The 26401-nt window shown below is 68.2% G+C and carries 26 protein-coding genes; 14 read left to right on the top strand and 12 right to left on the bottom strand.

What is annotated here, in order from left to right; translation table 11 throughout:
• The first annotated feature begins 9 nt into the window (after positions 1-9).
• Complete coding sequence (gene pyrC / locus WG901_RS18430) at positions 10-1056, top strand: dihydroorotase (RefSeq protein WP_339588575.1); 1047 nt, start codon at positions 10-12, stop codon at positions 1054-1056.
• On the opposite strand, the gene rarD is transcribed toward pyrC, so the two are convergent.
• Positions 1036-1944, bottom strand: coding sequence for an EamA family transporter RarD (rarD, locus tag WG901_RS18435; RefSeq protein WP_339588576.1), 909 nt, complete (start codon positions 1942-1944; stop codon positions 1036-1038). The genes pyrC and rarD overlap by 21 nt on opposite strands.
• A 198-nt stretch (positions 1945-2142) precedes the next feature.
• Here rarD and WG901_RS18440 point away from each other — a divergent pair, with 198 nt between their 5' ends.
• Together WG901_RS18440 and WG901_RS18445 are read left to right on the top strand one after the other, a co-directional pair.
• On the top strand, positions 2143-2568 hold the full coding sequence (locus tag WG901_RS18440) for a glycine zipper 2TM domain-containing protein (RefSeq protein ID WP_339588577.1): 426 nt from the start codon (positions 2143-2145) through the stop codon (positions 2566-2568).
• Positions 2569-2682: 114 nt separating this feature from the next.
• Positions 2683-3399, top strand: coding sequence for a hypothetical protein (locus WG901_RS18445; protein ID WP_339588578.1), 717 nt, complete (start codon positions 2683-2685; stop codon positions 3397-3399).
• Here WG901_RS18445 and WG901_RS18450 read toward each other — a convergent pair.
• Positions 3396-4811, bottom strand: coding sequence for a succinylglutamate-semialdehyde dehydrogenase (locus WG901_RS18450; protein ID WP_339588579.1), 1416 nt, complete (start codon positions 4809-4811; stop codon positions 3396-3398). The genes WG901_RS18445 and WG901_RS18450 overlap by 4 nt on opposite strands.
• Before the next feature lie 65 nt (positions 4812-4876).
• The gene (locus tag WG901_RS18455; RefSeq protein WP_339588580.1) at positions 4877-6286 is read right to left on the bottom strand and encodes a protein adenylyltransferase SelO family protein; all 1410 of its coding nucleotides are present in this window, start codon (positions 6284-6286) and stop codon (positions 4877-4879) included.
• 51 nt (positions 6287-6337) lie between these two features.
• Here WG901_RS18455 and WG901_RS18460 point away from each other — a divergent pair, with 51 nt between their 5' ends.
• The 5 genes from WG901_RS18460 (at position 6338) to WG901_RS18480 (ending at position 12012) form a co-directional block, all read left to right on the top strand.
• Positions 6338-7195 (top strand): alpha/beta fold hydrolase, encoded by an 858-nt coding sequence (locus WG901_RS18460; protein WP_339588581.1) that lies wholly within the window; start codon positions 6338-6340, stop codon positions 7193-7195.
• Positions 7196-7212: 17 nt separating this feature from the next.
• Positions 7213-8340 (top strand): glycosyltransferase, encoded by a 1128-nt coding sequence (locus WG901_RS18465; RefSeq protein ID WP_339588582.1) that lies wholly within the window; start codon positions 7213-7215, stop codon positions 8338-8340.
• Positions 8341-8453: 113 nt separating this feature from the next.
• Positions 8454-9215 (top strand): tetratricopeptide repeat protein, encoded by a 762-nt coding sequence (locus WG901_RS18470; protein ID WP_339588583.1) that lies wholly within the window; start codon positions 8454-8456, stop codon positions 9213-9215.
• A 25-nt stretch (positions 9216-9240) separates the two neighbouring features.
• A complete protein-coding gene (locus tag WG901_RS18475) occupies positions 9241-10587 on the top strand; it encodes an outer membrane protein assembly factor BamB family protein (RefSeq protein WP_339588584.1) in 1347 nt (448 codons plus the stop codon).
• A gap of 72 nt (positions 10588-10659) precedes the next feature.
• Complete coding sequence (locus tag WG901_RS18480) at positions 10660-12012, top strand: methyltransferase family protein (RefSeq protein ID WP_339588585.1); 1353 nt, start codon at positions 10660-10662, stop codon at positions 12010-12012.
• Between the two features lie 2 nt (positions 12013-12014).
• Here the strand turns inward: WG901_RS18480 and WG901_RS18485 are convergent, their stop codons facing one another.
• From WG901_RS18485 to WG901_RS18495, 3 genes are read right to left on the bottom strand one after another with little or no spacing between them, the layout of a single operon-like run.
• Positions 12015-12314, bottom strand: a complete 300-nt coding sequence (locus WG901_RS18485; RefSeq protein ID WP_339588586.1) for a putative quinol monooxygenase — start codon at positions 12312-12314, stop codon at positions 12015-12017.
• Positions 12315-12316: 2 nt separating this feature from the next.
• Entirely contained in the window at positions 12317-13687 is a 1371-nt protein-coding gene (locus WG901_RS18490; protein ID WP_339588587.1) for a glutamate--cysteine ligase, read from the bottom strand.
• A 38-nt stretch (positions 13688-13725) separates the two neighbouring features.
• The gene (locus WG901_RS18495; RefSeq protein WP_339588588.1) at positions 13726-14496 is read right to left on the bottom strand and encodes a 16S rRNA (uracil(1498)-N(3))-methyltransferase; all 771 of its coding nucleotides are present in this window, start codon (positions 14494-14496) and stop codon (positions 13726-13728) included.
• 219 nt (positions 14497-14715) lie between these two features.
• On the opposite strand from WG901_RS18495, the gene WG901_RS18500 reads away from it, so the two are divergent.
• On the top strand, positions 14716-14946 hold the full coding sequence (locus WG901_RS18500; protein ID WP_339588589.1) for a hypothetical protein: 231 nt from the start codon (positions 14716-14718) through the stop codon (positions 14944-14946).
• Between the two features lie 4 nt (positions 14947-14950).
• On the opposite strand, the gene WG901_RS18505 is transcribed toward WG901_RS18500, so the two are convergent.
• Positions 14951-15634: a DNA alkylation repair protein gene (locus WG901_RS18505; RefSeq protein WP_339588590.1), complete on the bottom strand. Its 684-nt coding sequence runs from the start codon at positions 15632-15634 to the stop codon at positions 14951-14953.
• Positions 15635-15687: 53 nt separating this feature from the next.
• On the opposite strand from WG901_RS18505, the gene ubiA reads away from it, so the two are divergent.
• Positions 15688-16590, top strand: coding sequence for a 4-hydroxybenzoate octaprenyltransferase (gene ubiA / locus WG901_RS18510; RefSeq protein WP_339588591.1), 903 nt, complete (start codon positions 15688-15690; stop codon positions 16588-16590).
• 216 nt (positions 16591-16806) lie between these two features.
• Here the strand turns inward: ubiA and WG901_RS18515 are convergent, their stop codons facing one another.
• Positions 16807-16995 (bottom strand): VOC family protein, encoded by a 189-nt coding sequence (locus WG901_RS18515; RefSeq protein WP_339588592.1) that lies wholly within the window; start codon positions 16993-16995, stop codon positions 16807-16809.
• A gap of 98 nt (positions 16996-17093) precedes the next feature.
• Here WG901_RS18515 and soxR point away from each other — a divergent pair, with 98 nt between their 5' ends.
• Entirely contained in the window at positions 17094-17537 is a 444-nt protein-coding gene (soxR, locus tag WG901_RS18520) for a redox-sensitive transcriptional activator SoxR (protein ID WP_339588593.1), read from the top strand.
• Here the strand turns inward: soxR and WG901_RS18525 are convergent, their stop codons facing one another.
• The 4 genes from WG901_RS18525 to WG901_RS18540 all read right to left on the bottom strand — a co-directional run bounded on the left by WG901_RS18525 (position 17538) and on the right by WG901_RS18540 (position 23096).
• Positions 17538-20966, bottom strand: coding sequence for a chromosome segregation SMC family protein (locus WG901_RS18525; protein ID WP_339588594.1), 3429 nt, complete (start codon positions 20964-20966; stop codon positions 17538-17540).
• A gap of 21 nt (positions 20967-20987) precedes the next feature.
• A complete protein-coding gene (locus WG901_RS18530; protein ID WP_339588595.1) occupies positions 20988-21746 on the bottom strand; it encodes a thioredoxin domain-containing protein in 759 nt (252 codons plus the stop codon).
• 97 nt (positions 21747-21843) lie between these two features.
• On the bottom strand, positions 21844-22536 hold the full coding sequence (locus tag WG901_RS18535) for a thioredoxin domain-containing protein (protein ID WP_339588596.1): 693 nt from the start codon (positions 22534-22536) through the stop codon (positions 21844-21846).
• Positions 22537-22538: 2 nt separating this feature from the next.
• Entirely contained in the window at positions 22539-23096 is a 558-nt protein-coding gene (locus WG901_RS18540) for a DUF721 domain-containing protein (protein ID WP_339588597.1), read from the bottom strand.
• A 29-nt stretch (positions 23097-23125) separates the two neighbouring features.
• Here WG901_RS18540 and mutY point away from each other — a divergent pair, with 29 nt between their 5' ends.
• The 3 genes from mutY to nudC are packed head-to-tail and all read left to right on the top strand — an operon-like array spanning position 23126 to position 26399.
• Positions 23126-24187: an A/G-specific adenine glycosylase gene (mutY, locus tag WG901_RS18545; RefSeq protein ID WP_339588598.1), complete on the top strand. Its 1062-nt coding sequence runs from the start codon at positions 23126-23128 to the stop codon at positions 24185-24187.
• Entirely contained in the window at positions 24184-25497 is a 1314-nt protein-coding gene (locus WG901_RS18550; RefSeq protein WP_339588599.1) for a serine hydrolase domain-containing protein, read from the top strand. The genes mutY and WG901_RS18550 overlap by 4 nt, the downstream gene beginning before the upstream one ends.
• Positions 25494-26399: an NAD(+) diphosphatase gene (gene nudC / locus WG901_RS18555; protein ID WP_339588600.1), complete on the top strand. Its 906-nt coding sequence runs from the start codon at positions 25494-25496 to the stop codon at positions 26397-26399. The genes WG901_RS18550 and nudC overlap by 4 nt, the downstream gene beginning before the upstream one ends.
• Positions 26400-26401 lie beyond the last annotated feature (2 nt).

Consider the following 26401-nt stretch of genomic DNA (forward strand, 5'->3'; position numbering starts at 1 on the left):
GGCGCCGGCATGGCTACCTCGACCGACTCGCAGCTCACGATCCGCCGCCCCGACGACTGGCACGTCCACCTTCGCGATGGCGAAGTGCTCAAGGGCGTCCTGCCGCACACCGCGAAGCAGTTCGCACGCGCGATCGTCATGCCGAACCTGTCGCCGCCGGTGACCACGGCCGCGGGCGTCATCGCCTATCGCGACCGGATCGAGGCGGCGGTGCCCGAAGGCATGACCTTCACCCCGCTGATGACCGCCTATCTGACCGATTCGACGAACCCGGCGGACATCGCCGCGGGTTTTGCCGACGGGGTCTTCGTCGCGGCCAAGCTCTATCCGGCGCACGCGACGACGGGATCGGCGCACGGCGTGACCGACGTTGCCAATATCCGCGGCGTGCTCGAGAAGATGCAGGCGATCGGCATGCCGCTGCTGATCCACGGCGAGGTCACCGATCACGAGGTCGACATCTTCGACCGCGAAGCGGTGTTCATCGAGCGCACCCTGGCGCCGCTGTTGCGCGACCTGCCCGAGCTCAAGGTCGTGTTCGAGCACATCACCACTTCCGAAGCGGCCGATTTCGTCGATGCCAGCGGGGCCAACGTGGGCGCGACGATCACGCCGCAGCACTTGCACATCAACCGCAATGCCATGCTCGTCGGCGGCATCCGCCCGCACGCCTATTGCCTGCCCGTCGCCAAGCGCGAGAAGCACCGGCTGGCGCTGCGCAAGGCCGCGACCTCGGGCAGTTCCAAGTATTTCCTCGGCACCGACAGCGCGCCGCATGCGGTAGGTGCCAAGGAAAGCGCCTGCGGTTGCGCCGGCATTTTCAACGCGCCCTATGCGCTGGAAAGCTATGTGACCGTGTTCGACGAGGAGAACGCGCTCGATCGGTTCGAGGCCTTCGCTTCGGAGAACGGTCCGAAGTTCTACGGTCTTCCGCTCAACGAAGAGCGGGTCACGCTCGAACGTGCGGAGGTCGCGGTGCCCGAGCGGATCGACGCCAACGGCACGCCGATCGTGCCGTTCCATGCGGGAACAACGCTAGGCTGGCGCCTGGCCTGACGCGCGACGCCGCGACAGCAGATCCCAGACGAAGACCGCCGCGGCGGTCCAGATCAGCAGGAAGCAGACGAGTTGCACGGGCCGCAGCGGCTCGTGGAACACGAACAGCCCGAGCAGGAACACGATCGTCGGCGACAGGTACTGGATGAAGCCGAGCGTCGAATAGTTCATCCGCCGCGTCGCCGTGGCGAACATCAGCAGGGGTATGGCGGTCAGCACGCCCGAAAGCGGCAGCAGCAGGTCGGTGCGCATATCCCGCCCGAAGGCCGTGCCGTGGTCCTGCGTCTGCCAGACGACGATGCCGATCGCCGGCACGAGCAGCAGGATCGTCTCGATCGTCAGCCCCGGCAGCGAGCCGACCGGCGCGAAGCGGCGGGCGAGGCCATAGCCCGAAAAGGTGATCGCCAGCGCTAGCGCGATGCCGAGCATCTCGCGTGCGTCCCAGGCCAGCAGCGAGACGCCGGCGGCGGCGATCGCCACTGCGGTCCACTGACGGCGATTGAGCTTCTCTCCGAGGAAGAGCGTGCCGGCGAGCACGTTCATCAGCGGATTGATGTAATAGCCGAGGCTCGTCGCGAAGACGTGGCCTTCCTGGATCGCGGTGATGTAGAGCAGCCAGTTGGCGCCGATCAGCAGCGCGCTCAACAGCAGCAGGCCGAGCGTGCGTGGATTGCCCAAGGCTGCAAGCACCTCGGCACCCTGCCGTCGCAACGCGACGATGGCCAGGCAGACGGGCAGCGTAAAGATCAGCCGCCAGCCGACGAATTCGAAGGGTGGCACACTGTGCACGAGCCGGAGATAGAGCGGCAGCAGCCCCCAGACGAGGTAAGCGCCGATCGCGTGCGGAAGCCCGCTGGGGCTGTCTGAAGCGGGGTCTTTTGGGGGCAAGTGCGGTTCCTGACGCGGCCCTAGACCCGGCGGTCCCCGGGGGCAACCCTCGGCTGATCGGACGTTTTCACTCCGCCTGCCGCAATCTTGGCGATCCTGACTTGGGTGTTGTCCTCCGTTCAGGGTTCTGGGTGTTTAACTGAACGCAGACGCACTGAACGCCACTCAAGATTGAATGTAGAGCCTAGGAGACCCGCCATGATCAAGCTTCACCACTCCGCCCTGATCGGCCTCGCCAGTGCCGGCATGTTCGCTGCCGCCGCTCCCGCGACTGCGGCAACGGCTTTCGACGTCCCCGCGCAGGTTTCGACGATGACCGGCACGGCCGATCTCGAAGCCAACCAGTATCGTGATCGTCGCTGGCGTGAAGACCGCGGCTACCGGGGGGACCGCAACTACAACTACAATGGTCGCTCGTGGCGGGGCAACGACGGCCGCTATTACTGCCGTCGCAACGACGGCACCACCGGTCTGCTGATCGGCGGTGCAGCGGGCGGCCTGATCGGCAACCAGATCGCCGGCCGCGGCGGTGATCGAACGCTGGGCACCATTCTCGGCGTTGCCGGCGGTGCCCTGCTCGGCCGCGAGGTCGAGCGCAGCGGCTCTTCGCGACGCTGCCGCTAATCGCGAAACCGCGCCGCCAGCGCGCGTTTCACAAGGGCGCCCCCGAGCGATCGGGGGCGCCCTTTCGTGTCCGGCTAACGCGAAATTAGGGGCTTGGCGTTACCCGGTGGCCTGATGGTTCGCATCGCTGCCCTTCTGCCCGGCGCTTGTGCCGCTTTGCTGCTCGCCGGCTGCGGTGGTGCTGCGAAGGACGCAGCGCGCGTCAAGCCGGACGACGCCGCGGTGATCGATGCCCTGGCCGATCCGATCATGTCCGATCCCGAACTGGCTTCGCAGAACGAGGCCCATGCCGCGATCGCCGTGAGCGGGCCGGTCAGCGCTGCCCTGCCGCCGATCGAGGCCGGCGACGGTGCGGTCGATGCCGCAAGGGATGCGGCCGCACGGCTGATCGGGGGGGCGCCCGCCGCCGTGCCCGATGCTGGCCCGACCGATCTCACGCCCTTTCGCGAAGCCATGACCGCCGCGCAGATGGCGGTTGCAGCGCGCGTTCCCGGTTCCGACTGCGCCGGGCGCGTCAGCTATACCGCCCGCTGGGCGACGATGTTGCCGGAGCCGCTGTCGGTCTATCCGCGCGGCGCGGTGGACGAGGCTGCCGGCAGCGATGTCGGCTGCCGCTTGCGGATCGTTCATTTCCGCTCGCCGGTTGCCGTGGCGGACGTGCTCGCTTTCTATTACGCTCGACTGCGCAGCGCGCGCTTCACCGTCGAACACGCGAGCGATGGTGCCGGACACCTGCTGCGCGGACGCCAGGGTGGAACCGGCTACGTCGTGTATCTGCGTCCGAACGAGGACGGACTGACCGCGGCCGATGTCGTCGTGGGCGGTGTCTAGGCGTCCTTGAGGCCCACGCCGATCAGCGCGCGGGGCTGTTCCATCTCGGCCGAACTCACCGGATAGGCGCAATAGTCGGCCGCATAGTAGCCCGTCGCCCGATGGTTGCCCGAGATGCCGATGCCGCCGAAGGGCGCCGCCAGCGGCGCGCCGATCGTCGGGCGGTTCCAGTTGACGATGCCCGCGCGGACGTTGGCCCAGAAGCGGTTGTAGTCGTTGGGTGAGCCGCCGATCAGCGAGGCCGACAGCCCGAACCGCGTGGCATTGGCCTCGGCGATCGCCTGGTCGAAATCGTCGACGCGGATCACTTGCAGGATCGGGCCGAAAAGTTCGACGTCGGGGCGGTCCTTCATCCCCGTGACGTCGATGATCGCGGGTGACAGGAACGGCTTGTCGTCATCGGGCCGGACGAGATGCTTGATCGGTCGGCCACCGTTGCTCAGCAGGTAGAGGAAGCTCTCGGTCAGGCCATCGGCGACGGCATTGTCGATCACCGGCCCCATGAAGGGGGTGGGCTCGTCGAACGGCGCGCCGACGATGACGCGGTCGGCGAGGTCCTTAACCGCGCCGATGAGCGTGTCGTAGAGCGCCGATTTCACGATCAGACGGCGCGCGGCGGTGCAGCGCTGGCCAGCGGTGGTGAAGGCCGATTGCACGATCAGCGCTGCGGCATCGGTTATCAGCGGCGTGTCCCAGGCGACGATCGGGTTGTTGCCACCCATCTCGAGCGTGACGATCTTGTCGGGCCGGGCCGCCAGTTTGCGGTTGATCGCGATGCCGGTGTGCGCCGAGCCGGTGAAGAGCACGCCGTTGATGCCATCGTGCAGTGCGAGCGCCTGGCCGATGTCTGGTCCGCCGATCAGCAGTTGCACCACGCCCGCGGGGATGCCCGCGCGGTGGAAGCACTGGACCAGCGCCTCGGCGGTGGCGGGGGCTTTCTCGCTGGGCTTGAACACCACGGCATTGCCCGCGATCAGCGCGGGAATGATGTGCCCCGTGGGCAGGTGCGCGGGGAAGTTGAAGGGGCAGAGTACGGCCATGACGCCGTGCGGTTTGTGGCGGACCGCCGAAGCCCCCTGAAGCGCGCTGTCGAGCTTCCGCTGGGCCGAGCGCTCGGCATAGGCGCGGATCGAGATCTCGACTCGCGCAACGACGTTCTCGACCTCGGCCTGGGCTTCCCAATTGGGCTTGCCGGTTTCACGCGCGATGATCGTCGCGAGCTTTTCGGCATCCTTGCGCACTTCGTTGGCGAAGCGGCGCAGCAGTTCCATGCGCGTCGCCAGAGGTTGCGCCGCCCAGGCTGGCCATGAGCGCTTGGCCTGGCCGACCGCGTCGTCCACGTCCCCGATCTTGCCGCGCCAGAGTTCCGCGCCCGTCGCGGGCTCGTAGGAAATGATCTCGGACTGGCTCACGATCTCGGGTCGGCCTCCTGAGGGTGAAACGGGGATTAGCGGCAAAGGTGCCGGGTTTGAAGCCGTTAGGCGGGGTTGTGCCCAGCCGGATGCGGCGGTTCGCCCAGAGCATCGCCCATCCTGCGGATCGCCGCGACCTTGTCGGCCAGCGGTTCCCAGTCGTCGTGCTCGGCGATCGCCGCCCAGACGCGCTCGACCTCGTCGATCACCAAGGTCGGCGGGGCCTCCTCATGCCACAGCGGATGGCCATCGTCGCCCGTCGCGCCATAGGTGCGCAGCAGGTCGCCGAATTCGCCCGCCGGCGCGTTGCGGCCGCCGCGGTGACCGAAGAACATCGCGTCGGGCGCTTGGCCTTCCGCGACCATGTGCTGCTCGGCAGCGGTGATGAGCTTCATCTCGGTCTGGAGACCCTGCGGCACGACGCCCAGCCGCCAGCAGAAGCGGCGCGCCATCGCCTGCTGATAGAGTCCGCCGAAGCGTTCGAGCGCGAAGACCAGCGGCTCGGTTTCTACCAGCAGCCGCAGCGCGACAGCCAACTGGTTGCAGTTCCACAGGATCGCCTCGGGCTGGCGCCCGAAGGCGTAGAGCCCCGAATGGTCGAAATAGGCGGCGGTGAAGCTCGGGTCCCAGGCGGGCAGCCAGCGCCAGGGGCCATAGTCGAAGCTCTCGCCCGAAACGTTCATGTTGTCCGAATTGAGCACGCCGTGAACGAAGCCCGCGACCATGTAGGAGGCCGCGAGATCGGCCATCCGCTCGACCACCTGGTGGAGCAGGCGGATTGCGGGCTCGTCGCGGCCGGGCGCGTCTTCGGGCGGGGGCGGGCCCGGAACCTGCGCCAGGCAATAGTCGACCAGCGCGGTCATGTGCTCGGCGTCCTCGTAAGCGCGCAGGCGCTGGAAGGTGCCGATGCGGATGTGTCCGTGGCTCAGCCGCAGCAGCACGGCCGAGCGCGTGGGGGAGGGCTCGTCGCCGCGCCACAGCTCCTCGCCGGTCTCGACCACCGAGAAGGTCTTGCTGGTGTAGGCACCGAGCGCTTCGAGCATTTCGGTCGCCATGATCTCGCGCACCGCGCCCTTGAGCGTCAGTCGCCCGTCGCCACTGCGGCTGTAGGGCGTGACGCCCGAACCCTTGGTGCCGAGATCGAGCAGGCGGTCTTCGCTGTCGCGCATCTGCGCGAAGAGGAAGCCTCGTCCGTCGCCGATGTCGGGGTTGTAGTGGCGGAACTGGTGGCCGTGATAGCGCAGCGCCAGAGGCCGTTCGAGATTGCCTGCGAGCGGCTCGAAGCGGCCGAAATGGTCGAGCCACCGGTCGTCGCTCAGGCTTTCCAGCCCGACGGCAGGTGCCCAGCGGTGGTTGCGGAAGCGCAGGACGTGCTGCGGAAAGCCCGCGGCCATGACGGTATCGCCGAGCCAGGGTGCCAGGGACAGGATTGGAGTATCGGGCCGATAGTCGCCGGCTTGCGGTTCGCTGCGCATCAGGCGATAGTGGGGGGAGGAGGCCCGCCACGCAAGCGGGGTGGGACTGTCATGACCGAATTCGCGGATTGCTATTGGACGAGCCGGGACGGGCTCAAGCTGCACTATCGCGACTATTCGGGGCCGGAGGGCCGCCCGGCCTTGTTGTGCCTGCCGGGCCTGACGCGCAATGCCCGCGATTTCGCGGCGCTCGCTACGCGCCTTGCTGGCGAATGGCGCGTGATCGCCCCCGACATGCGGGGCCGGGGCGACAGCGCCTATGCCAAGGATTCATCGACCTACAATCCGTTTCAGTACGTCGACGACGTCAATCATCTGCTCGATGAGGCGGGTGTGGAGCGCTATGTCGCGATCGGTACGTCGCTCGGCGGGCTGATGACGATGATCCTGGCGATGAACGCGCCCGAGCGCATTGCCGGTGCCGTGATCAACGACGTCGGTCCGGTGCTCGAGCCCGAGGGACTGACGCGCATCGGTGGCTATGTCGGCCAGGGGCGCAGCTTCCCGACCTGGATGCATGCGGCGCGTGCGATCGAGGAGGCACAGGCCGTCTCCTATCCGAACTATGGCATCGACGAATGGCTGGCCCTGGCCAAGCGGCTGATGGTGCTCTCGTCGAACGGCCGCATCGTCTTCGACTACGACATGAAGATCGCCGAACCTTTCGCGCGGATCGAGGCCGGGCCGCAGCCCGATCTCTGGCCGGGGATCGAGGCGCTGGCGGGCAAGCCGATCCTCCTGCTGCGCGGTGCGCTGTCCGATCTGCTTTCGGCGCAGACACTCGAGCAGATGCGCGCGGCATTGCCGGGCTCGGAGACGGTAACGATCCCGAACGTCGGACATGCGCCGACGCTCGACGAGCCCGATGCGGTTGCCGCGATCGAGCGGCTGCTGGCGCGCTGCGCCTGAGTGTACGGCGCCTGACCTTGCGACTGCTCCATCTTCATTCGAGCTTCGGTACCGGCGGCAAGGAATTGCGCGCGGCCAAGCTCATGAACGCCTTCGGCAAGGACGTTTCGCACGTGGTGGTCTCGGCCGTGCCCGATGCCATGGGCGCGGCCTCGGCCATCGATCCGCGGATCCCGGTCGGCTACCCCCGCGACTTTCCCTCGCTCGCCGGGCCCTTGCGGCCGGGCCGCCTGCAGCGGATTGCCCAGGCGATGAAGGGCTTCGACCTCGTCCTCACCTACAATTGGGGGGCGATGGACGCGGTCATGGCGCATACGCTGTTCCACGATCTCCACGGCCTGCCGCCGCTGGTCCACCACGAGGATGGCTTCAACGAGGACGAGGCCGTCCAGCGCAAGCGCTCGCGCAACTGGTATCGCCGGATCGGTCTGGGCCGCGCCTCGGCGCTGGTCGTGCCGTCGCGGCGGCTCGAAGCGATCGCGCTCGGCGAATGGCACCAGCCCGAGGGCCGCGTCGCGCGCATCGCCAACGGCATCGACACGGCCGCCTATGCGAAAAAAGCCAAGCCCGACGCGCTGCCGCGCGTGATCAAGCGACCGGGCGAGAAATGGCTCGGCACCCTGGCCGGGCTGCGCGCGGTGAAGAACCTGCCGCGGCTGGTCCGCGCCTTTGCCGACCTGCCCGAGGAATGGCAGCTCGTGATCCTGGGCGAGGGGCCAGAGCGCGAGGCGATCCGTGCCGAGGCGCTGCGGTTGAATGTCGCGCACCGTGTTCACCTGCCGGGCTTCGTCGCCGATCCGGCCAAGGCGGTCGGGCTGTTCGACCTGTTCGCGCTGTCCTCTGACAGCGAACAGTTCCCGATCTCGGTGGTTGAGGCGATGGCGGCCGGGCTCGCCGTGGTCTCGACCGATGTCGGCGACGTGGCGGGCATGTTGGCCGAGGGCAACCGCCGCTACGTGACCGTGGTGGCCGACGAGCCCGCGCTCGCCGCATCGCTCGCGGCGTTGGCCGCTGACGAGGCGCTGCGTCGTGGTCTGGGTGAGGCCAACCGGCTTCTCGCCCGTGCCGAATACGACGAGAAGACGATGATCGCCGCCTATCGCAGTGTCTACGCGCGGGCCCTGAAGCGCGCGAGCTTTCCCTAAGCGGCGTTCAGGCGGGCTTCACCGTCCACAGGCCAGCGCGGTTAGGCGTTGAAATGGCAACGCCATCCGCTAAACAGCCCCCCACCGTTCCATAGCTGCAGAAAGCGCCCGTCTTGGCCCTGCCTCCCCAGTCCCGTAGCGACAAGCTGGCCCAGCGCGATGCCGCTCAGCAGGACGTGTTCCTGCGCGAGGTCGACGAGGCCGTGCGCCAGGACGAGATGTTCACTCTGTTCCAGCGCTACGGCAAGCCGGCTATCGCGGTCGTCGTGGTCGGTCTGCTCGCACTCGCCGGCTATCTCTGGTGGGACCACAGCTCGAAGCAGTCTGCGGGCGAAGTCGGCGAACAGTTCACCGTGGCGCTCGACAAACTCGATGCGCGCAACCTGCCCGCGGCCGACAAGGAACTCGTCACCGTCGAGCAGAAGGGCGGCGATGGCAGCGCCGCGGCCGCCAAGCTGCTGCGCGCGGGCATCGCGCTCGAACAGAACAAGCAGGCCGAAGCCGCCAAGCTCTTTGCCGAAGTTGCCGCCGATGGCGACGCGCCGCAGCCGTTCCGCGATCTCGCGACGATTCGCGAGGTTTCGATCAATTTCGATACGCTGCCGCCGCAGCAGGTCCTCGATCGGCTCAAGCCGCTGGCGACCCCGGGCAACCCCTGGTTCGGCAATGCCGGCGAACTCGTCGGCATCGCCTACATGAAGCAGAACCGCAACGATCTGGCCGGCCCGCTTTTCGCCGCGATTTCGCGCGACAAGGACGTGCCCGACAGTCTCAAGCGTCGCACGCGGCAGCTTGCCGGGCTGCTCGGTGTTGATGCGATCGACGACGTGGCCAAGGCCGCGAGCGGCGATGCGCCCGAACCAGCGGCGCAATAATCCGCGATTTGTAGAGGATGCCTGAATGAAGTCTTCGAATCTGCGCCGCTCGCTCGCCCTGCCGCTGGTACTCGGTCTGGCGCTCGGTCTGTCGGGCTGCGGCGTGTTCGGCGGCGGCAAGAGCGGGCCGAAGACGCCCACCGTGGGCAATCGCGTGCCGATCCTCTCGCGCATCGAATCGGGTGCCAAGGTCGATCCGACGATGGCGTCGGTGCAGGTGATCCTGCCCCCCGAAGAGAGCAACGCCGAATGGCCCCAGGCCGGCGGCACGGCGAGCAAGGCCTATGGCCATCTCGCTCTGGCGCAGACACCGGGCCGCACCTGGACAGCGAACGTTGCCGGTTCTTCGGGCAAGCAGCGCCTTGCCGCCTCGCCGGTGATCGGTGACGGCAAGCTCTATGTCATGGATACCGATGGCCTCGTCAGCGCGTTCGACGCGGCGAGCGGCGCGCGCGTCTGGACCAAGAGCTTCTCGATTCAGGGCGACGGTTCGAACTCGGTGTTCGGCGGTGGCGTCTCTTACGACAACAGCCGCGTCTACGTTACCACGGGCGTCGGCGAAGTCGCCGCGCTCGAGGCGGCGACGGGCAATCAGATCTGGAAGGTGAAGCCCGCGGGGCCGCTGCGTGGATCGCCGACGATCGGGTTCAACTCGGTCTATGTGATGACCCAGAACAACGAACTCCACGCGCTCAATGCCGAGGACGGCAAGGTGCTGTGGAGCGAGTCCGGTTCACAGGGCCAGGCCGGTGTGTTCGGCGTCGCCGCTCCCGCCGCGGGCCAGGGCACGGTCATCGCCGGCTATTCGACGGGCGAGCTCGTCGCCTATCGCTACGAGAACGGCCGCACCTTGTGGTCCGACGCGCTCGCACGCACCTCGATCTCGACCCAGGTGGGCATTCTCACCGACGTCGATGCCGATCCGATCATCGACCGCGGCCGCGTCTTCGCGCTGGGTCAGGGCGGCCGCATGGCGGCTTACGAGCTGACCACGGGTCAGCGCATCTGGGAGCTCAATCTCGCCGGCATCTCGACCCCGGCGGTCGCGGGCGACTGGGTGTTCACCCTGACCGACGACGCCAAGCTCCTGTGCATCGCACGGTCGAGCGGCAAGGTTCGCTGGATGACCCAGCTGATGCGTTACGAGAACGAGAAGAAGCGCAAGAACCCCGTGTTCTGGACCGGGCCGGTGCTCGCGGGTAACCGCCTGTGGATCGCCAATTCGCGCGGTGAGATATCTTCGGCCAGCGTGACCGACGGCAGCGTCAGCAGCTTCACCGAAGTCGGCAGCGCGGTCTCGCTGGCGCCGGTCGTGGCCGGCGGCGTGCTCTACGTGCTCGACGACGGCGGCCGGATCAGCGCCTTCAAGTGATACCCATACTCCCCGGGCCGGGGAGGATGGCTTTTACACCTACCTTAACCAATTGCCGCTAATCCCGCCCGCATGAGCGAGCGGCAGCAGGCCCCGGCGACACGGCCGGTCAGCGACGTTTCGGCGGGCGTCGGCCTGTCGGGCCTGTTCGGCTTGTTCCTGTGGATCGCAATCTGCCGGAACTGGGCGACGATCGCCGATCTTTTCGCCTTTCCCGGCCCGCGCGCGCCGATGTCGGGTGCCTATGCGGCGCTCCTGACCCTGGCTTTCACCAGCCTGCCGATGATCGCCTGGTCGGTTCTGGTCGACAAGGTACACCGGCGCGCCTCGACCGGCATCGACTGGACCCGGCCGCGCCGGCTGGCCGACACCGTCGACGTCTCGATCACCAAGCTCGCCGGGCTCTGGGCGACCTGGGCGATCATCGGCTTCTTCTATTGCATCGCCCGCTGGTACTGGCGCGACGGCTATCTCTTCGCGATGGAAGTGATCGGCGTCGCGGCCGTGCCGCTGTTCGTGCTGTCGGTGCCCTATGTGCTCTGGCTCGACCGCTTGCTGGTGAACCCGCGCGACGGCGCCTGGCACTTCGGCGCGATGCTGATCGGGCGCGAGCCTTACGACCCGGCCGAAGTGAAGCGGCACCTGCTGGCCTGGGCGGTCAAGGGCTTCTTCTGCGCCTTCATGATCTCGATCCTGCCCGGCGGCTTCCGCGCCATCGTCGAGCTCGACTTCGCCAGCATCCCGGCCGATCCGGTGCAGCTGTCGTGGCGGCTGATCGACCTGCTGTTCCTGATCGACGTGCAGATCGGCACGGTCGGCTATCTGATGACGCTCAAGCCGTTCGACGCGCAGATCCGCAGCGCCAATCCCTATCTTGCCGGCTGGGTCGCCGCGCTGATGTGCTATCCGCCCTTTATCCTGATGGGCGAGGGCGGGCCGCTATCCTATCACGAACATAGCGCCGACTGGGGCATCTGGCTGCAGGGCCATACCGCGCTGCTGTGGGTCTGGGGCGCGATGCTCGTCTTCCTGACCGCGATATATGCCTGGGCGACCGTGGCCTTCGGGCTGCGCTTCTCCAACCTCACCTATCGCGGCGTCCTGACCAACGGCCCTTATCGCTTTACGCGGCACCCGGCCTATCTGTCGAAGAACCTGTTCTGGTGGCTCTCGACCTTGCCGTTCTTCGCGACGACGGGTGCCCTGACCGACGTGGTGCGCAACACCACGATCATGGCCCTCGTCAGCGCGGTCTACTTCTGGCGCGCCAAGACCGAGGAGAAGCATCTGCTGGGCGAGGATCCCAAGTATCGCGCCTATCACGCCTGGATGAGCGAGAACGCGCTGATCACGCGGAGCTTCAACCGCCTCGGCCGCAAGCTACGAGAGCGCGGGCAGGCGCACCAGGTGCAACCCGCCGAATAGCCTCAGAGCGATTCTTCGCCGCTGATTTCGTAAGCCGTCATTACACGGTCGGTCAGGCCGAAGTCGGCGCGCTCGCGCTTCCATTCGATCATGTGCGGCTGCTCGAAATGCAGCGCCAGCGCCTCGCGCGTGCTCCAGGCTTCGTTGACGCGGATCAGGCCCGGCTCGAGCAGGTCTTCAGCATAGGCATAAGCGAGGCAGCCGACTTCGGCTCGCGTGGCTATCATCACGCGGGCCATCGCCGCGCGCGCCGCAGCCAGATGGGCGACGGGCAGGCGGAAGCTGCCGACCACCACGATCATCGTCAGAAGCGCTCTTCGTAGATGCGGCTGAGATCGCCGCCCCACTCGCCGTTGTACTTGTCGAGCAGTCGCTGTGCGGGGACCTTGCCCGAAGCGACGATCTCTTCGAGCGGGGCGATGTAGCTGGTCTCGTTGTCGCCGGCGGCGTTCAGGCGGTTGCGCGCCGAGAGGCCCGAACGCGCGATCGCCACGGCTTCGGCCGCGATGTCGCGCAATTTGCCCCCACCGGGCAGCGGCGCGTCGAGGCCGAGCTTGGGCACGGCGTTGCGCAGCGCCTCGCGGCCTTCCATGTCCCAGCCCTTGACGAGGTCCCAGGCGGCGTCGAGCGCGGTTTGGTCATAGAGCAGGCCGACCCACAGCGCCGGCAATGCGCAGATGCGGTTCCACGGGCCGCCATCGGCGCCGCGCATCTCGAGGAAGGACTTGAGGCGGACTTCGGGGAAGGCGGTCGACAGGTGATCGACCCAGTCGCTCATCAGCGGCTTCTCGCCGGGCAGGACCGAAAGCTCGCCCTTGAGGAAGTCGCGGAACGACAGGCCCGAGGCATCGATGTACTTGCCATCGCGGAACACGAAATACATCGGCACGTCGAGCATGTAGTCGACGTAGCGCTCGTAGCCGAAGCCTTCGTCGAAGACGAAGGGCAGCATGCCCGTGCGGTGCGGATCGGTGTCCGACCAGATGTGGCTACGGTACGAGAGGAAGCCGTTGGGCTTGCCTTCGGTGAAAGGCGAATTGGCGAAGAGCGCGGTCGCCAGCGGCTGCAGCGCCAGGCCGACGCGGAACTTTTGCGCCATGTCCGCCTCGCTCGCATAGTCGAGGTTCACCTGGATCGTGCAGGTGCGCAGCATCATGTCGAGGCCCATCGAGCCGACGCGCGGCATGTGCCGCAGCATGATCTCGTAGCGGCCCTTGGGCATGATCGGCAGTTCTGCGCGAGTCTTGTCGGGCCACATGCCGAGGCCGAGGAAGCTCGTCCCCGTGCGCTCGCCGATCGCCTTGACCTGTTCGAGGTGACGGCCGGTCTCGGCGCAGGTCTGGTGCAGGTTTTCCAGCGGCGCGCCCGAAAGCTCGAGCTGGCCCGCGGGTTCGAGGCTGACTGCGCCGTCCGGACCCGACATGGCGATGACCTTGCCGCCCTCTTCGACAGGCTCCCAGCCGAATTCCTTGAGTGACAGCAGCAGGTCGCGGATGCCGCCGGGCTCGTCGTAGGACGGCGCGTGGTGGTCCTTGCGGTCGTAGACCAGCTTTTCGTGCTCGGTGCCGATCCGCCAGCGCTCGGCGGGCTTCTCGCCCTTGGCCATCGGCTCGGCGAGCTGGCTGACGTGTTCGATCACAGGATCGTTGCGATTTGAAACTTGCCGCGTGCTCATGGCGTGCCGTTAGGTGAGCGCGAATTGTTGCGCCAGCACTATTTGCCGTCCGTTTTGGCACTCTGCGACCAGTCGCCGGCCACGCCCATCCAGAGGGCCGTGGCGGCGATCGTCGCGGTTTCGCCGCGCAGGATCCGCGGGCCGAGCGTGATCGCTCGGGCTTGCGGCAGGGCGCGGATCGTCGCGCGCTCGGTATCGTCGAAGCCGCCCTCGGGACCGACCAGCAGGGCCGCCGCGCCCGCGTGCGCGGCAAAGGCGGCAGCAGCGGGTTCGCCGCCGGCTTCGTCGGCGAAGAACAGCACTCGCTCGGCCGACCAGTCGCGCAGCAGCGCTTCGAGCTTCATCGGCGCGGCGATTTCGGGCAGGGCGGTGCGCGCGCACTGCTCGGCCGCTTCGGTGACGATCGTCCGCGCGCGCTCGGCATTGAGCGCATCGGCGACGCAGCGCCGCGTGATCAGCGGCTGGATCCGCCGTACGCCGAGTTCGGTGGCTTTTTCGAGCACGAGATCGAAATTGGGCTTCTTGAGCAGGGCCGCGCAGAGCGTGAAATCGGGCACCTGTTCGCGGTGGCGCAGCAGGGTTTCAGGGGTCAGCGTCAGGTCGCGCTTGCCTGCCGCGGTGACGCGCGCAGCCCATTCGCCGGTCTGGTCATCGCAGAGGATCACGGCATCACCCGCGCTCACGCGCATCACGCGCGTGAGGTAATGCGCGGGCTGGCCGTCGATCAGCACCGCAGCGCCCTCGACCAGCGGGCCGGACACGAACAGACGGGGCGCACTGCGGGGCGGCCAGGCAGGGGTAGCGGGCATGGCGCTGCGATAGCTTGGACGAAGCGCCGACGGAAGCCGGGACCCTCGGGGGAAACCGAATGGCCCGCGGAATCTTTTGGAAACCGTGAAACGTAGGAAAGCGCCAATGCCTCTGTGCGAAAGTTCACACCGTGGGAGTGGGCCGCCGCACAGAGCATCGCGGCGATGAGCCCCATAACGCGTTCATCCGGTTGGCGGATGACGTGAGGGATGACGGCGATGAGCATGGTTTTCGCACTGGTGCTGTTGGGTTGCGCGGACGACGGGACGGCTTGCGAGCGCCTGAGCGCTCAGCCCGAGCGCTATGCGACGCGTGCGCTTTGCGAAGCCGGCCAGGAGAACGCCCTGCAGAGCGACGCGGCGCTCTCTGCCGACTATCCGACCGTGGTGTCGCGTTGTCTGCGCAACGACGCCGCGAATGCTGGCGGCCGCGGCCCGGGAAAGCGCTGAGCGGTCAGATCCGCTTGAGCGCCTCGCGCCGACTGAGGCCGCTGAGCCGCATCTCGTTAGCGGTGACGTAGCGCCGCACTTCGTCGGGATCGACCCGTGCATATTGGCGTAGCGCCCAGCCGATCGCCTTGCGCAGGAAGAATTCTTTGGAATCGAGCGACGGTTCGATTGCTGCATAGAGCAGGTCGAGGTCGGTCTCCGCCTTGGCGTGGAGCTGGCAGATGATCGCGCTGCGCCGCTTCCACATGTTGGCGTCATGCGCCCAGGCGCGCATCGCTGCGGTCATCGCCGTGCGATCGTTCTGCAGCAGCGGCCAGAAGCGCGGGCCGGCGATGTTGTCGACGTGGTCCCACCAGGCGCCGGTGACGATCATTTCCGCGTACATCGGCAGGGCTTCGGTCGTCTGGAAGGCCCGGGCATTGCGTAGTCCGGTCAGCTCTATCGCGGCGTAGCGTTGCTCGCGAAACTCGGCCTCATGCCATATTGCCAGGACATCGGCCTGCCAGGCCGCGCTGTCGGCCCAGGCGAGCCCAGCGAACAGCGTCTTGCAGGCCTGCCGCAGCGGCACGGCCGAGACACCGAGATAGGGCATGTTCGATTTCATATAGGCCTGCATTGCCGGCGCGCGGGCGGGATCGGCGATCGCGCGGAGCTGGGCGAGCACGGCGGCGGCGAGGGGCGTGGTCATCGCCTGGGGTTATCGTGCTTTCGCCGCGACGGCGAGACGGTTATGGCCGCGGCATGGCCATCGACATCGTTCCCGACACCGAACACCGCGGCCTTGTGGCGGCGCTTCCCGCGCGCTTGCGCAACTATGCGCTGCTCGCGCGGTTCGACCGGCCGATCGGCTGGTGGTTGCTGTTCTGGCCCTGCGCCTGGGGCGTCTTGCTTGCTGGCGGAGCGCCGCGCTGGGACCTGATCCTGTGGCTGCTCGCCGGCGCGATCGCCATGCGCGGCGCGGGCTGCGTCTACAACGACGTCGTCGACGCCGATCTCGACCGGCAGGTGGCGCGCACGGCATCTCGCCCCGTGGCCAGCGGCGCCGTCGGCAAGAAGGCCGCCTGGGTCTGGCTGCTGCTGCTTTGCGCGATCGGCCTGGTCGTCTTGCTGCAACTCCGCTGGCAGGCGCAGCTCGTCGCGCTCGGCTCGATCGCGCCGGTCGCCGCCTATCCGTTCATGAAGCGCATCACCTGGTGGCCGCAGGCCTGGTTGGGCCTGGTGTTCTCCTGGGGCGCGCTGGTCGGTTGGACCGAATTGCGGGACGACAACTGGATGGTGCTCGCCGCGCTCTATGCCGGCGCGATCGCCTGGGTCATCGGCTACGACACGATCTATGCGCTGCAGGACCGCGAGGACGACGCTCTGGTCGGTATCCGCTCGAGCGCGCGCGCCATGGGGGCACACGTGCGCGGCGGGGTGGCGATCTTCTACGCTTTCGCCATTGCCCTATGGGTGCTGGCCTTCTGGCTGCTGCGCCCCGACTGGCTGTCTCTGGTCGCGCTGGCACCTGCCGCGGCGCATCTCGCCTGGCAGGTGCTCACGCTCGATACCGACGACGGCGCCAACCCGCTCGCGCGGTTCCGTTCGAACCGGTTTGCCGGCTTGCTCGTGGCACTGGCCTGCTGGGTCGTCGGCAACGCCTGAGGCGCTTACTCGTAGCAGACGAGTTCGAACTCGATCCCGTCCCAGTCGAAGAAGTAGAACCGCCGGCCCGGGTCGTAGTCGTCGTGGCCGAAGGGTTCGAGGCCTGCTTCGATCACCACGGCCTCCGCCGCGGCGAGATCGTCGACGACCAGTCCGACGTGGTTGAGCGGTTGTCCCTTGCGGAAGCGCGGGGCGCCCTCGTACCGGTTGTCGGCACTACCGCCGAAGTGGCCCGAATAGAGCGCGATGTAGGAGCTGTTGTTGCCGACGTGCAGCGACCAGCCATCCAGCGCCGAAGCCGCCGCGCCAACGCTCGTGCCAGCCGCAGAGCTGCTCGAGCAGTTCTGCGCTGCGCTGCGGATCGGAGACGGTCAGATTGGCATGTTCGATATGGCCATTGGGCATGCGTTTCCTCCTGTGGTTCGATGAGTGGGGAATCGATCGCTTGCCCATGATGCAACCTCAAGTTAACTTGAGGTCAAGTCTCAAAGGACCCGTCGCGCGTGGACCGCAATGATCTCATCCCCATCGGCACCTTGGCCAAGCGTACGGGCCTCGCGGTCTCGGCGATCCGGTTCTACGAGAGCAAGGGGCTGCTGACCTCGCTGCGCACTGCGGGTAACCAGCGGCGCTTTCTGCGCTCGGATATCCGTCGGCTGAGCTTCATCCTGATCGCCCAGCGGCTGGGCCTCGGCCTGTTCGAGATCGAGCAGGCGCTGTCGACCCTGCCGCAGGGTCGCACACCGACGCTATCCGACTGGCAGCGGATCAGCCGCTCGCTGCGCGGCGAACTCGATGCGCGCATCAATCTGCTGACGCGCACGCGTGCCAAGCTCGACGAGTGCATCGGCTGCGGCTGCCTTAGCCTCGATCGCTGCCGGCTCTACAACAAGGACGACCGCGCGGGCGTAGCAGGAGCCGCCGGTCCGCGGTTCGTGCTCGATTGACTATTCGGCGGCGGCCAGCAGATCGGTCGCCGCGGTCAGGTCGACGCTGACAAGCCGCGAGACGCCCTTTTCGACCATGGTCACGCCGAACAGGCGGTGCATGCGGCTCATCGTCACGGCGTTGTGCGTGACGATCAGATAGCGCGTGTCGGTCTCGGCGGTCATCGCTTCGAGCAGGTCGCAGAAGCGCTCGATGTTGGCGTCGTCGAGCGGGGCGTCGACCTCGTCGAGCACGCAGATCGGTGCGGGGTTGGTCAGGAACAGCGCGAAGATCAGTGCGACCGCGGTCAGTGCCTGCTCGCCACCCGAGAGCAGGGTCAGCGACTGCAGCCGCTTGCCCGGCGGCTGGGCGTAGATCTCGAGCCCGGCTTCGAGCGGATCGTCCGAATCGACGAGCGCGAGGTGCGCCTGACCGCCTTCGAACAGGCGCGTGAACAGACGGCGGAAGTGCGTGTCGACCGCTTCGAAGGCGGCGCGCAGGCGGTCGCGGCCTTCGCGGTTGAGGCTGCCGATCGAGCCGCGCAGGCGGTTGACCGCCTCGGTCAGCTCGGCCTGTTCGGCGATGCTCGTCGAATGGCGGCCCTCGGCCTCGGCGAGTTCGTCGGCGGCGACGAGGTTGACCGGGCCGATGCGCTCGCGGTCGGTGGTCAGGCGGTCCATCGTCGCCGACTCGGCGCCGGCTTCGGCGACATCGGCTGAATCGAATTCGAAGCGACCGGGCAGCAGCGGCGGCGGGCACTGGAAGCGCTCGCCCGAGATGCGGCCCATCTCGACGCGGCGCTGCTCCTCGTGCTCGGCGCGGGCGGTGGCGCCGGCGCGCTCCTCGCGCGCGGTGGCGAGCGTCTCGCCGATTGCGCTCAAGGCCTCGTCGGCAGAGCGGCCCGCCTGGGTGGCCTGGGCGAGCACCTGCTCGGCGGCGGCGAGTTCGCCGGCAAGGCGTTCGCGGACTTCGTCGCCGGCCTCGATCTCGCGCACCAGTGCGGCGGGCTTCGCGGCGACGATCGCGCGCTCTTCCTCGATCTCTTCCAGCCGCCGCGCCATTTCGGCGAGGCGGCCGGCGGCGTCGCCCGCACGCGCCTGCCAGTTCTTCATGTCGGTGCGCTGCGCGGTCGCGCGTTCGCGCGCAACCGCCAACGCCTGATCGTGCGAGGACAGCGTTGCCATCGCTGCCTGCAAGGTCGCGCGCGCCGCCTGGTGCTTGGCCTGCGCGGCGGCGAGCGCGGCGCGACCGGCTTCGGGATCGGGCAGGCCGGCGCGGTGTGCCTGCGCCTCGGCGCGCTCGGCCTCGGCCCCTTGGCGCTGCTCGGCAAGATCGGCTTCGGCGGCTTCGAGTTCGGCGCGGCGGGTGGCGAGACGCGCGCGGGCATCCTCGGCCTGATCGAGCGCGCGCAGGGCGCCGCGTTCGGCATCGGCCGCCGCGGCGACCGCGCGTTCGGAGGCAATGACCTCGGTCTGGAGTTGCGACAATTCGGCCTGGACCTGGCCTTGGACCGCCTCGGCTTCGGTGGCGAGTGCGCGCTTACCGGGAAGTTCGGCTGCGAGCTCGGCGAAGCGGTTCTCGGCTTCGAGGCGTGCGGCTTCGGCGGCACCTTCGCCGAAGGCAACGAAGCCGTCCCAGCGGCGCAACCGGCCATCGCGCGTCACCAGCCATTCGCCGGGCTGCAGGGGGCGGCCATCGTCCGCATCGGCGACATGGACCAGCGCGAGGCGCGCAGCGAGTTCGGGCGGACATTCGCGGACGTGTTCGGCGAGACTGCCGGCGAGGGGGCTGGGCGCGGGCGCGCCGGTCCAGAAGCGGCCTTCCTCGTGGGCCGGCGCAGGTCCGAGCGCGGTGCGCGCATCTCGGCCGAGCACCGCAGCGACCGCGCGCTCGTAGCCCGGAGCGGCGCGCACGCGGTCGATTGCCTGGGGCAGCCCGTGCTTGGCCTTGGCCTGCTTCTCGCGCGCCTCGCGGTCCCGGAGCAAGGCACCGTGCTCGCGCTCGACACCGGCGAGTTCGGCCTTGGCGGCGGCGAGCGCCGAGGCGGCGACGTCGCGTGCGGATTGCAGCTCGGCTTTGCGCTCCTGCTGGGCCTCGACCGCGGCGCGGGCTTCGGCAAGAGCGATGGTGGCCGCATCACGACGCGCAATCGCTTCGTGCACCGCAATCTCGGGGTCGCCTTGCTGCGCCAGCGCTTCCCGTTGCGCCTGCTGGCGCGTGATCTCCTGACCGAGCCGCGCGAGCCGCGCCTGGGCGGCGTTGACCTCTGCCTCGGCGACGCGCCACTCGGCCTCGACCCCGGCCTGCTCGGCGGTTGCTTGCGCCAGCGCCAGTTCGGCCTGTTGCGAGGCCTGCTCGGCGCCAGAAAGCGCATTTGCCAGCGCCGGTCGCAGCTTCTCGTCTTCGGCCAGCTTCGCCTCGCCCGCGGTCAGCTCGCGTTCGAGCGAGGCGAGCGCCTGGGCCGCGTCCTGGGTCAGCCGGTCGGCATCGACGCGGTCCTGTTCGAGCCGCGCGCGCTGGCGGTCGAGATCGGCCAGACGCTGCTCGGCGCTTTCGAGCTGGCTGGTCAGCGCGGCCATGCGGTGGCCGTGGGCGGTCGCATCGTCGCGCCGGTCGGCGAGAGTGTCGCGCGCTTCGGCCAGGGCATGGGCGGCGGCGGCCTGGGCATCCTGCGCGGCCTTGACCGCACCCTGCGCCGTGGCGACGCGCGCGTCTGCCGCTTGGGCCTCTGCCCGGGCGGCGTCGGCGGCTTCGGCAGCGTCGCGCCAGCGCGCGAAGATCAGCCGCGCCTCGGCCAGCTTGATCTTGTCCGACAGCTGCTTGTAGCGCTCGGCCGCGCGGGCTTGACGGCGCAGCGAGGCGATCTGCGTGTCGAGCCCGGCCATCAGGTCTTCGAGCCGCGCGAGGTTGGTCTCGGTCGCGCGCAGTTTCTGCTCGGCGTCCTTGCGGCGGACATGGAGTCCCGAGATGCCCGCGGCCTCTTCGAGCATCATGCGGCGTTCGGCGGGCTTGGCGGCGATCACCGCGGCGATGCGGCCCTGGCTGACGAGCGCCGGCGAATGCGCGCCGGTGGCGGCATCGGCGAAGATCAGCGAGACGTCCTTGGCGCGGACGTCGCGGCCGTTGAGGCGATAGGCGGAGCCCGCGCCGCGCTCGATGCGGCGGACGACTTCGAGCTCCTCGCGCTCGGCATCCTCGGCGAAGAGGATCACTTCGGCGAAGTCGCGCGGCGGGCGCGTGGCCGTACCCGCGAAGATCACGTCGTCCATGCCGCCGCCGCGCAGCGACTTGGCCGAGCTCTCGCCCATGACCCAGCGGATCGCTTCGAGGAGGTTGGACTTGCCGCAGCCGTTGGGGCCGACGACTCCGGTCAGGCCGCTCTCGATGCGCAGTTCGGCAGGCTCGACGAAGCTCTTGAAGCCAGAGAGCTTGAGCCGCTTGATGCGCATCGGAGGGCTAGGCGTTCATGATCAGCGGGCGCCGCGCTGTTCGAGCTGGGGCTTGATCTCGGCCCAGGTATTGCCCGTGACCTTGTCGCCGTTGATCATGAAGGTCGGCGTGCCGGTGATCTCGTACTTGGTGCTGGCGTCCTGCGTCATCTGTGCCAGCGCAGTCGCCTTCTTGGTGTCGGCAAGGCAGGCCGAAGCCTGATCGGCAGCCACGCCGCGCGCGGTGATGAAGGCATCCATGCCCGAGGCCTTGGCTAGGCTGACGAAGCTCGCCGGCGGCTGCTGCGCCTGGATCGCCTGCATCTGTGCGTCGCCGGCCTTCTGCAGGTTCTCGAACATGGTCGGCTGCCATGCCCAGAACTGTTCGGACAGACCGGGCACCGCCTCGGGCGCGGCGCAGGTCACGAGCAGCGCCGCGGGCATGTCGAGCGCGTTGAGCATGAACAGGCGCAGCTCGTAGGAAACGCGGCCGCTGGCGACGAACTTCTCGCGCAGCTCGGCGCTGCTCTTCTCGGCGAATTCGGCACAGTGCGAGCACGACAGCGCACCGAATTCGACGAGCTTGATCGGGGCCTCGGGATTGCCGAGCAGATAGCCGCCTTCGGGCGTCTTGGTGACCACCTCGGTCCAGGCCTTGCCGGCTGGCGGCGCGACGTTGGCTACGGCTTCGCCCGACTTGGCAGCGCCGCCTTCACTGCCTTTCGAGCAAGCCGCGAGGCCCAGCGCGAGGGGGGCGACGGCAAGAGCGAAGGCAAAACGGCGAAGCGGGAAGCGAGTCATGAAAGGTCCTCGTCGATGAAGGGAAAGGCTAGCCCAAGGGGCGGGAGCTTAGAAGCAGGCGGCAGTCACGCCGGCCGACATCTCCACAGGTGTATCCTCAGAAACGCGCCTGAAGCTGGGTGTTCAGGCTCTGCCAGTCGTGGGTGGCGGTCAGCAGGACGCCGTTGATCATGAAGCTGGGCGTACCCTCGACACCGTCGGTCTGGGCCCTGGTGGTCTGTGCGACGAGGCGTTTGGTCATCGCCGGATCGGCGAGGCAGCGCTCGAGCGTCTGCCGGTCGTAGCCGCGCTGCGCCATCATGCCGTAGAAACCGAGGTCGCCGGCGATCGCACGCATGCGGGCGACGGTGTCTCCGTTGTTCCAACGCGCGCGTTGCGCCTCACTCGCGCTGTTCACCCGCGCCATCCAGTTGTCCTGGTTGCGCAGGAACAGGCTGTGGTTGAGATAGAACCGCGCCGGCGTGCCGCAGTTGGTCAGCATGGCCACGGTCATGTCGATCGGATCGCGGACCAGGTGGCGAACTTCGACCTGGACCTTGCCAGGCTGAACGTAGGAAATCTGAAGCGGCATCTCCGCTTCGCGCTGGAAATGCGCGCAGTGCGAACAGGTGTAGCTGACATATTCGACGAGCTTCACCGGCGCGGCGGGATTGCCGAGCAGATGGCTGCCGTTGGGCGATACCGCGACCGTGGTCAGCCAATTGCCGCGCGGCGCCGGGGCGGCGGGCTTGGTGGCGCCGATCGAGAGCGCGGCAGTCAGGGCGAGGATCGCGAAGCGGATCGGGCGCATCGTCAGTTCGGTTCCTTCTTCTGCGTAGCCATGCTGCGCGCGAGCGATTCGAGAACCGCACGCAGTTCGGGATCGCCGATGTCGCGCAGCGAATCGCCGAGCTCGATCGGAATGGGCTTGAGCGACGGCGGCGCCGCGGGTTTTTCAGCAGGCGGCGGCTTAACCTCGCCTTGCCGCAGCTTGACCTTGGACACGGCCTTGTAGCCGAAGAAGCGGTTCACCCGTTCCATGATCTCGGGAATCACGTGCTGGATCAGCGGCGCGTGGGCGGGCACGACGACGAGCTGCAGGATGCCGTCGCTCTTCTCGCCCGGTGGAAAGCGGATCGCTTCGGGCGCGCAGACGCGCGCGTGGTGCGGGCCGACGATTTCGGGCCAGCGCGTGACGACGCTCGACTGGACGAAACCGAAGCGGCGGAAGGCGGTGCGGCCGATCTCGGGCATCAGGTCCGAGATCGCGCGCGCCTGGCCGCCGCGCGGGCGCTCATAGCGCTTGATCGCGGTCTTCGGCCCGGCCCTGGCCGGCACGGCTTTGGGTTTCTCTGGCGGGTCCCGTTCCATTGTGTCGGGCCCAATGCCATAGCGCGGCGATGGACGCCAGATCGGAGCATGTCGCGGGGCACCTTCTCGCCTGGTACGACCGCCACGCGCGGACGCTGCCCTGGCGCGCGCCGCCGGGTTCGCCAGCACCGGATCCCTATCGCGTCTGGCTGTCCGAGGTGATGCTCCAGCAGACTACCGTTGCGGCGGTGAAGGACTATTTCGCCAAGTTCACCACGCGTTGGCCGACAGTCGCGGACCTCGCCGCGGCCGAGGACGCCGAGGTCATGGCCGCCTGGGCCGGCCTCGGCTACTATGCCCGTGCGCGCAATCTGCTGGCCTGCGCGCGGGCCGTGGCCGAGAGCGGCGGCAGCTTTCCCGACAGCGAGGACGAACTGCGCAAGCTGCCCGGGCTTGGCGTCTATACCGCCGCGGCGGTTGCGGCGATCGCCTTCGGGCGGCGCGCGGTGGTGGTCGATGCCAACGTCGAGCGCGTCGTTGCGCGGCTCTTTGCGATCGACGCGCCGCTGCCCGGCGGGCGGACCGAAATCCGCGCCGCGACCGATCGCATCACGCCCGATGCGCGGGCCGGCGACTTTGCCCAGGCGATGATGGATCTCGGCGCGACGGTCTGCACCACGCGCAATCCGCGCTGCCTGCTCTGCCCGCTGTCGGGCGATTGCACGGGCTACCGCGCGGGCGAGCCCGAGCGCTTCCCGGTCAAGGCGCCCAAAGCGGCCAAGCCGCATCGACAGGGCCGTGCCTTCTGGATCGTGCGCAACGAAAAGGTCTGGCTGGTCCAGCGGCCGGGCAAGGGCATGCTCGGCGGCATGCGGGCCTTGCCCGACGACGGCTGGTCTGCGCGCGGCGACGGCAGCGGCGAAGGGCCGATCGCCGGACCCTGGACGCCGGGCGGCGCGGTTCAGCACGGTTTTACCCATTTTACGCTCGACCTGCACTTGGCGCTTTATTCGGGAAGCGAAGTGGTTAGCTTGCCGCCCGACGCAGGAGAGTGGTGGTCGCTCGACCGGCTCGAGGAGGCCGGCCTGCCAACGCTGTTCGCCAAGGCGGCGCGGCTGGGCCTCGCGGCGATGGGAGAAACGGATCGATGAAGATTGAAACGCTGCGCGCCGAGCTGGGCCGGCGCGAACTCCTGCGTCTCGGCGCGCTCGCCGGGATCGGGGCGGCGCTGATGCCGCGGCTGGCCTGGGCTGCCGAGCAACCCTCGCTGGCACCCAAGGTTACCGAGGTGATCGAGCGCTGGGTCGGTCCGGGCAAGTTCCCCGGCATGATTGCGGCGCTGGGCCTGCCCGGGCGCGAGCCGGTCTTCGTCGCGCGGGGGACCGACAGCTTCACCGATCTCGACATGCAGGGCGGTGACAGCCTCTACCGCATCTATTCGATGACCAAGCCGGTCACCGGCATGGCGGCGATGATCCTGATCGACGATGGCAAGCTCAAGCTCGACCAGCCGATCGCCGAGATTCTGCCCAAGTTCGCGCAGATGCGCGTGCAGAAGACCTATGACGGCGCGATCACCGACGACGCGCTCGAGCCGGCGAAGACGCCGATCACGATCCGCCATCTGCTGACGCACACCTCCGGGCTCAGCTATTCGATCATCCAGAAAGGGCCGATCAAGACCCTGCTCGAGGATAAGGGCGTGATCGCCGGCCAGGTCAGCCGGCTGAAGATCCCCGGCTTCGATCGCGGCCAGTCGGTGCGCAGCCTCGAACTGTTCGCCGATCGCCTCGCCGAAGTGCCGCTGGTCTACCAGCCGGGTACCAAGTGGAGCTACAGCGTCGGACTCGACCTGATGGGGCGCGTGATCGAGGTCGTGAGCGGTCAGCCGTTCGACGCCTTCCTTCAGCAGCGGCTGTTCGATCCGCTGGGCATGAGCAGCACTTTCTTCCAGGTTCCGGCCAGCGAGGCGAAGCGGCTGACCACCAATTTCGGTGCCATGGGGTCTACCCTGATGCCGATCGATCCTGGCGATACCTCGATCTATCTCGACAAGCCGGCCTTCCCCTTCGGCGGCGCCGGGCTGGTTTCGAGTCCGCGCGATTACGACCGCTTCCTGCACATGCTCGCCAACCGCGGCGAGCTCAATGGCCGCCGCGTGATGAGCGAAGCGGCGGTGCGGCTGGGGACGGAAAACCTGCTGCCGGCGGGTGTCGCCGGGCCGGCGATGATGACGGCGCCGAGCGCCTTCGGCGCGGGCGGGCGCGTCGGCCTTGGTGCCGAGGAGGGGATATTCGGCTGGGCTGGCGCGGCAGGCACGGTCGGCACCGTCGACATGCGCGGCGGCGTGCGTTCGGGGATCTACGTCCAGTTCATGCCGCCCAATTCCAACTCGCTGCTCAGCGATTACCAGAAGGCGCTGCACGAAGACGTCATGGCGCTGGTGGCGAAACCCGCGTGAAGACCAACCCGCGCCGGAACCCATTGGGCATTGCCTTCGTCGGTGGGCGCACCGATCGCGCTGATCATATCCGCTCCAACGAGGATCTGCTCGCCGCGCAGTATACGCCCGCGGCGCGGCTGCTGCGGCTGTCGGGGCTCGATCCGGTGATCTCGGCCGAGGGTAACCTCGAATGGGGTAGCCTCGCCGATGCTGCTGACGATGCCGAACTCGTCTTCCTCGGCCTGCGCGACGGGCGCGCCTGCTTCGCGCCGGTGCCTGCGGCGGGCAGCACGGCGCCGGCCAATCCCGCGCTGTGGCAGGCGATGGCGACGCTCGATGGGGACGAGCTCGCGACCTACGGCGCCGCCCGCGCCATGGTCGACTGGCATGCGCGCCACCGCTTCTGCGCGCGCTGCGGCCAGCCGACGCGGCTCGCCAAGGGTGGCTGGCAGCGCAATTGCACCGCCGAGACCTGCCGCGCCGAGCATTTCCCGCGCGTCGATCCGGTGACGATCATGCTGGTCGAGCACGACGATAGGCTCCTGCTCGGCCGCCAGCCGCGGTTTCCGGCGGGCAGTTATTCGGCGCTCGCGGGCTTCGTCGAGCCGGGCGAGGCGATTGAGGAGGCCGTGGCGCGCGAGGTGCTCGAAGAGGCTGGCGTCGTCGTGCGCGACGTCTCCTATGTCGGCAGCCAGCCTTGGCCGTTTCCCTCGTCGCTGATGATCGGCTGTCACGCCTATGCGGACCATCCGGCCCTGACGATCGATCACACCGAGCTCGAGGACGCGCGCTGGTTCAGTCGCGCCGAGGTGGAGGACGCGGTCCAGGCGATCGAGCGCGGCGAGGGCGGCCAGGCCTTCCGTTCGCCGCCGCGCACGGCCGTGGCCAATGCCCTGCTGCGCTGGTGGGTGGAGCGATAGAC

The organism is Novosphingobium anseongense (genome assembly GCF_037482895.1).
Classification (GTDB): Bacteria; Pseudomonadota; Alphaproteobacteria; order Sphingomonadales; family Sphingomonadaceae; genus Novosphingobium; species Novosphingobium anseongense.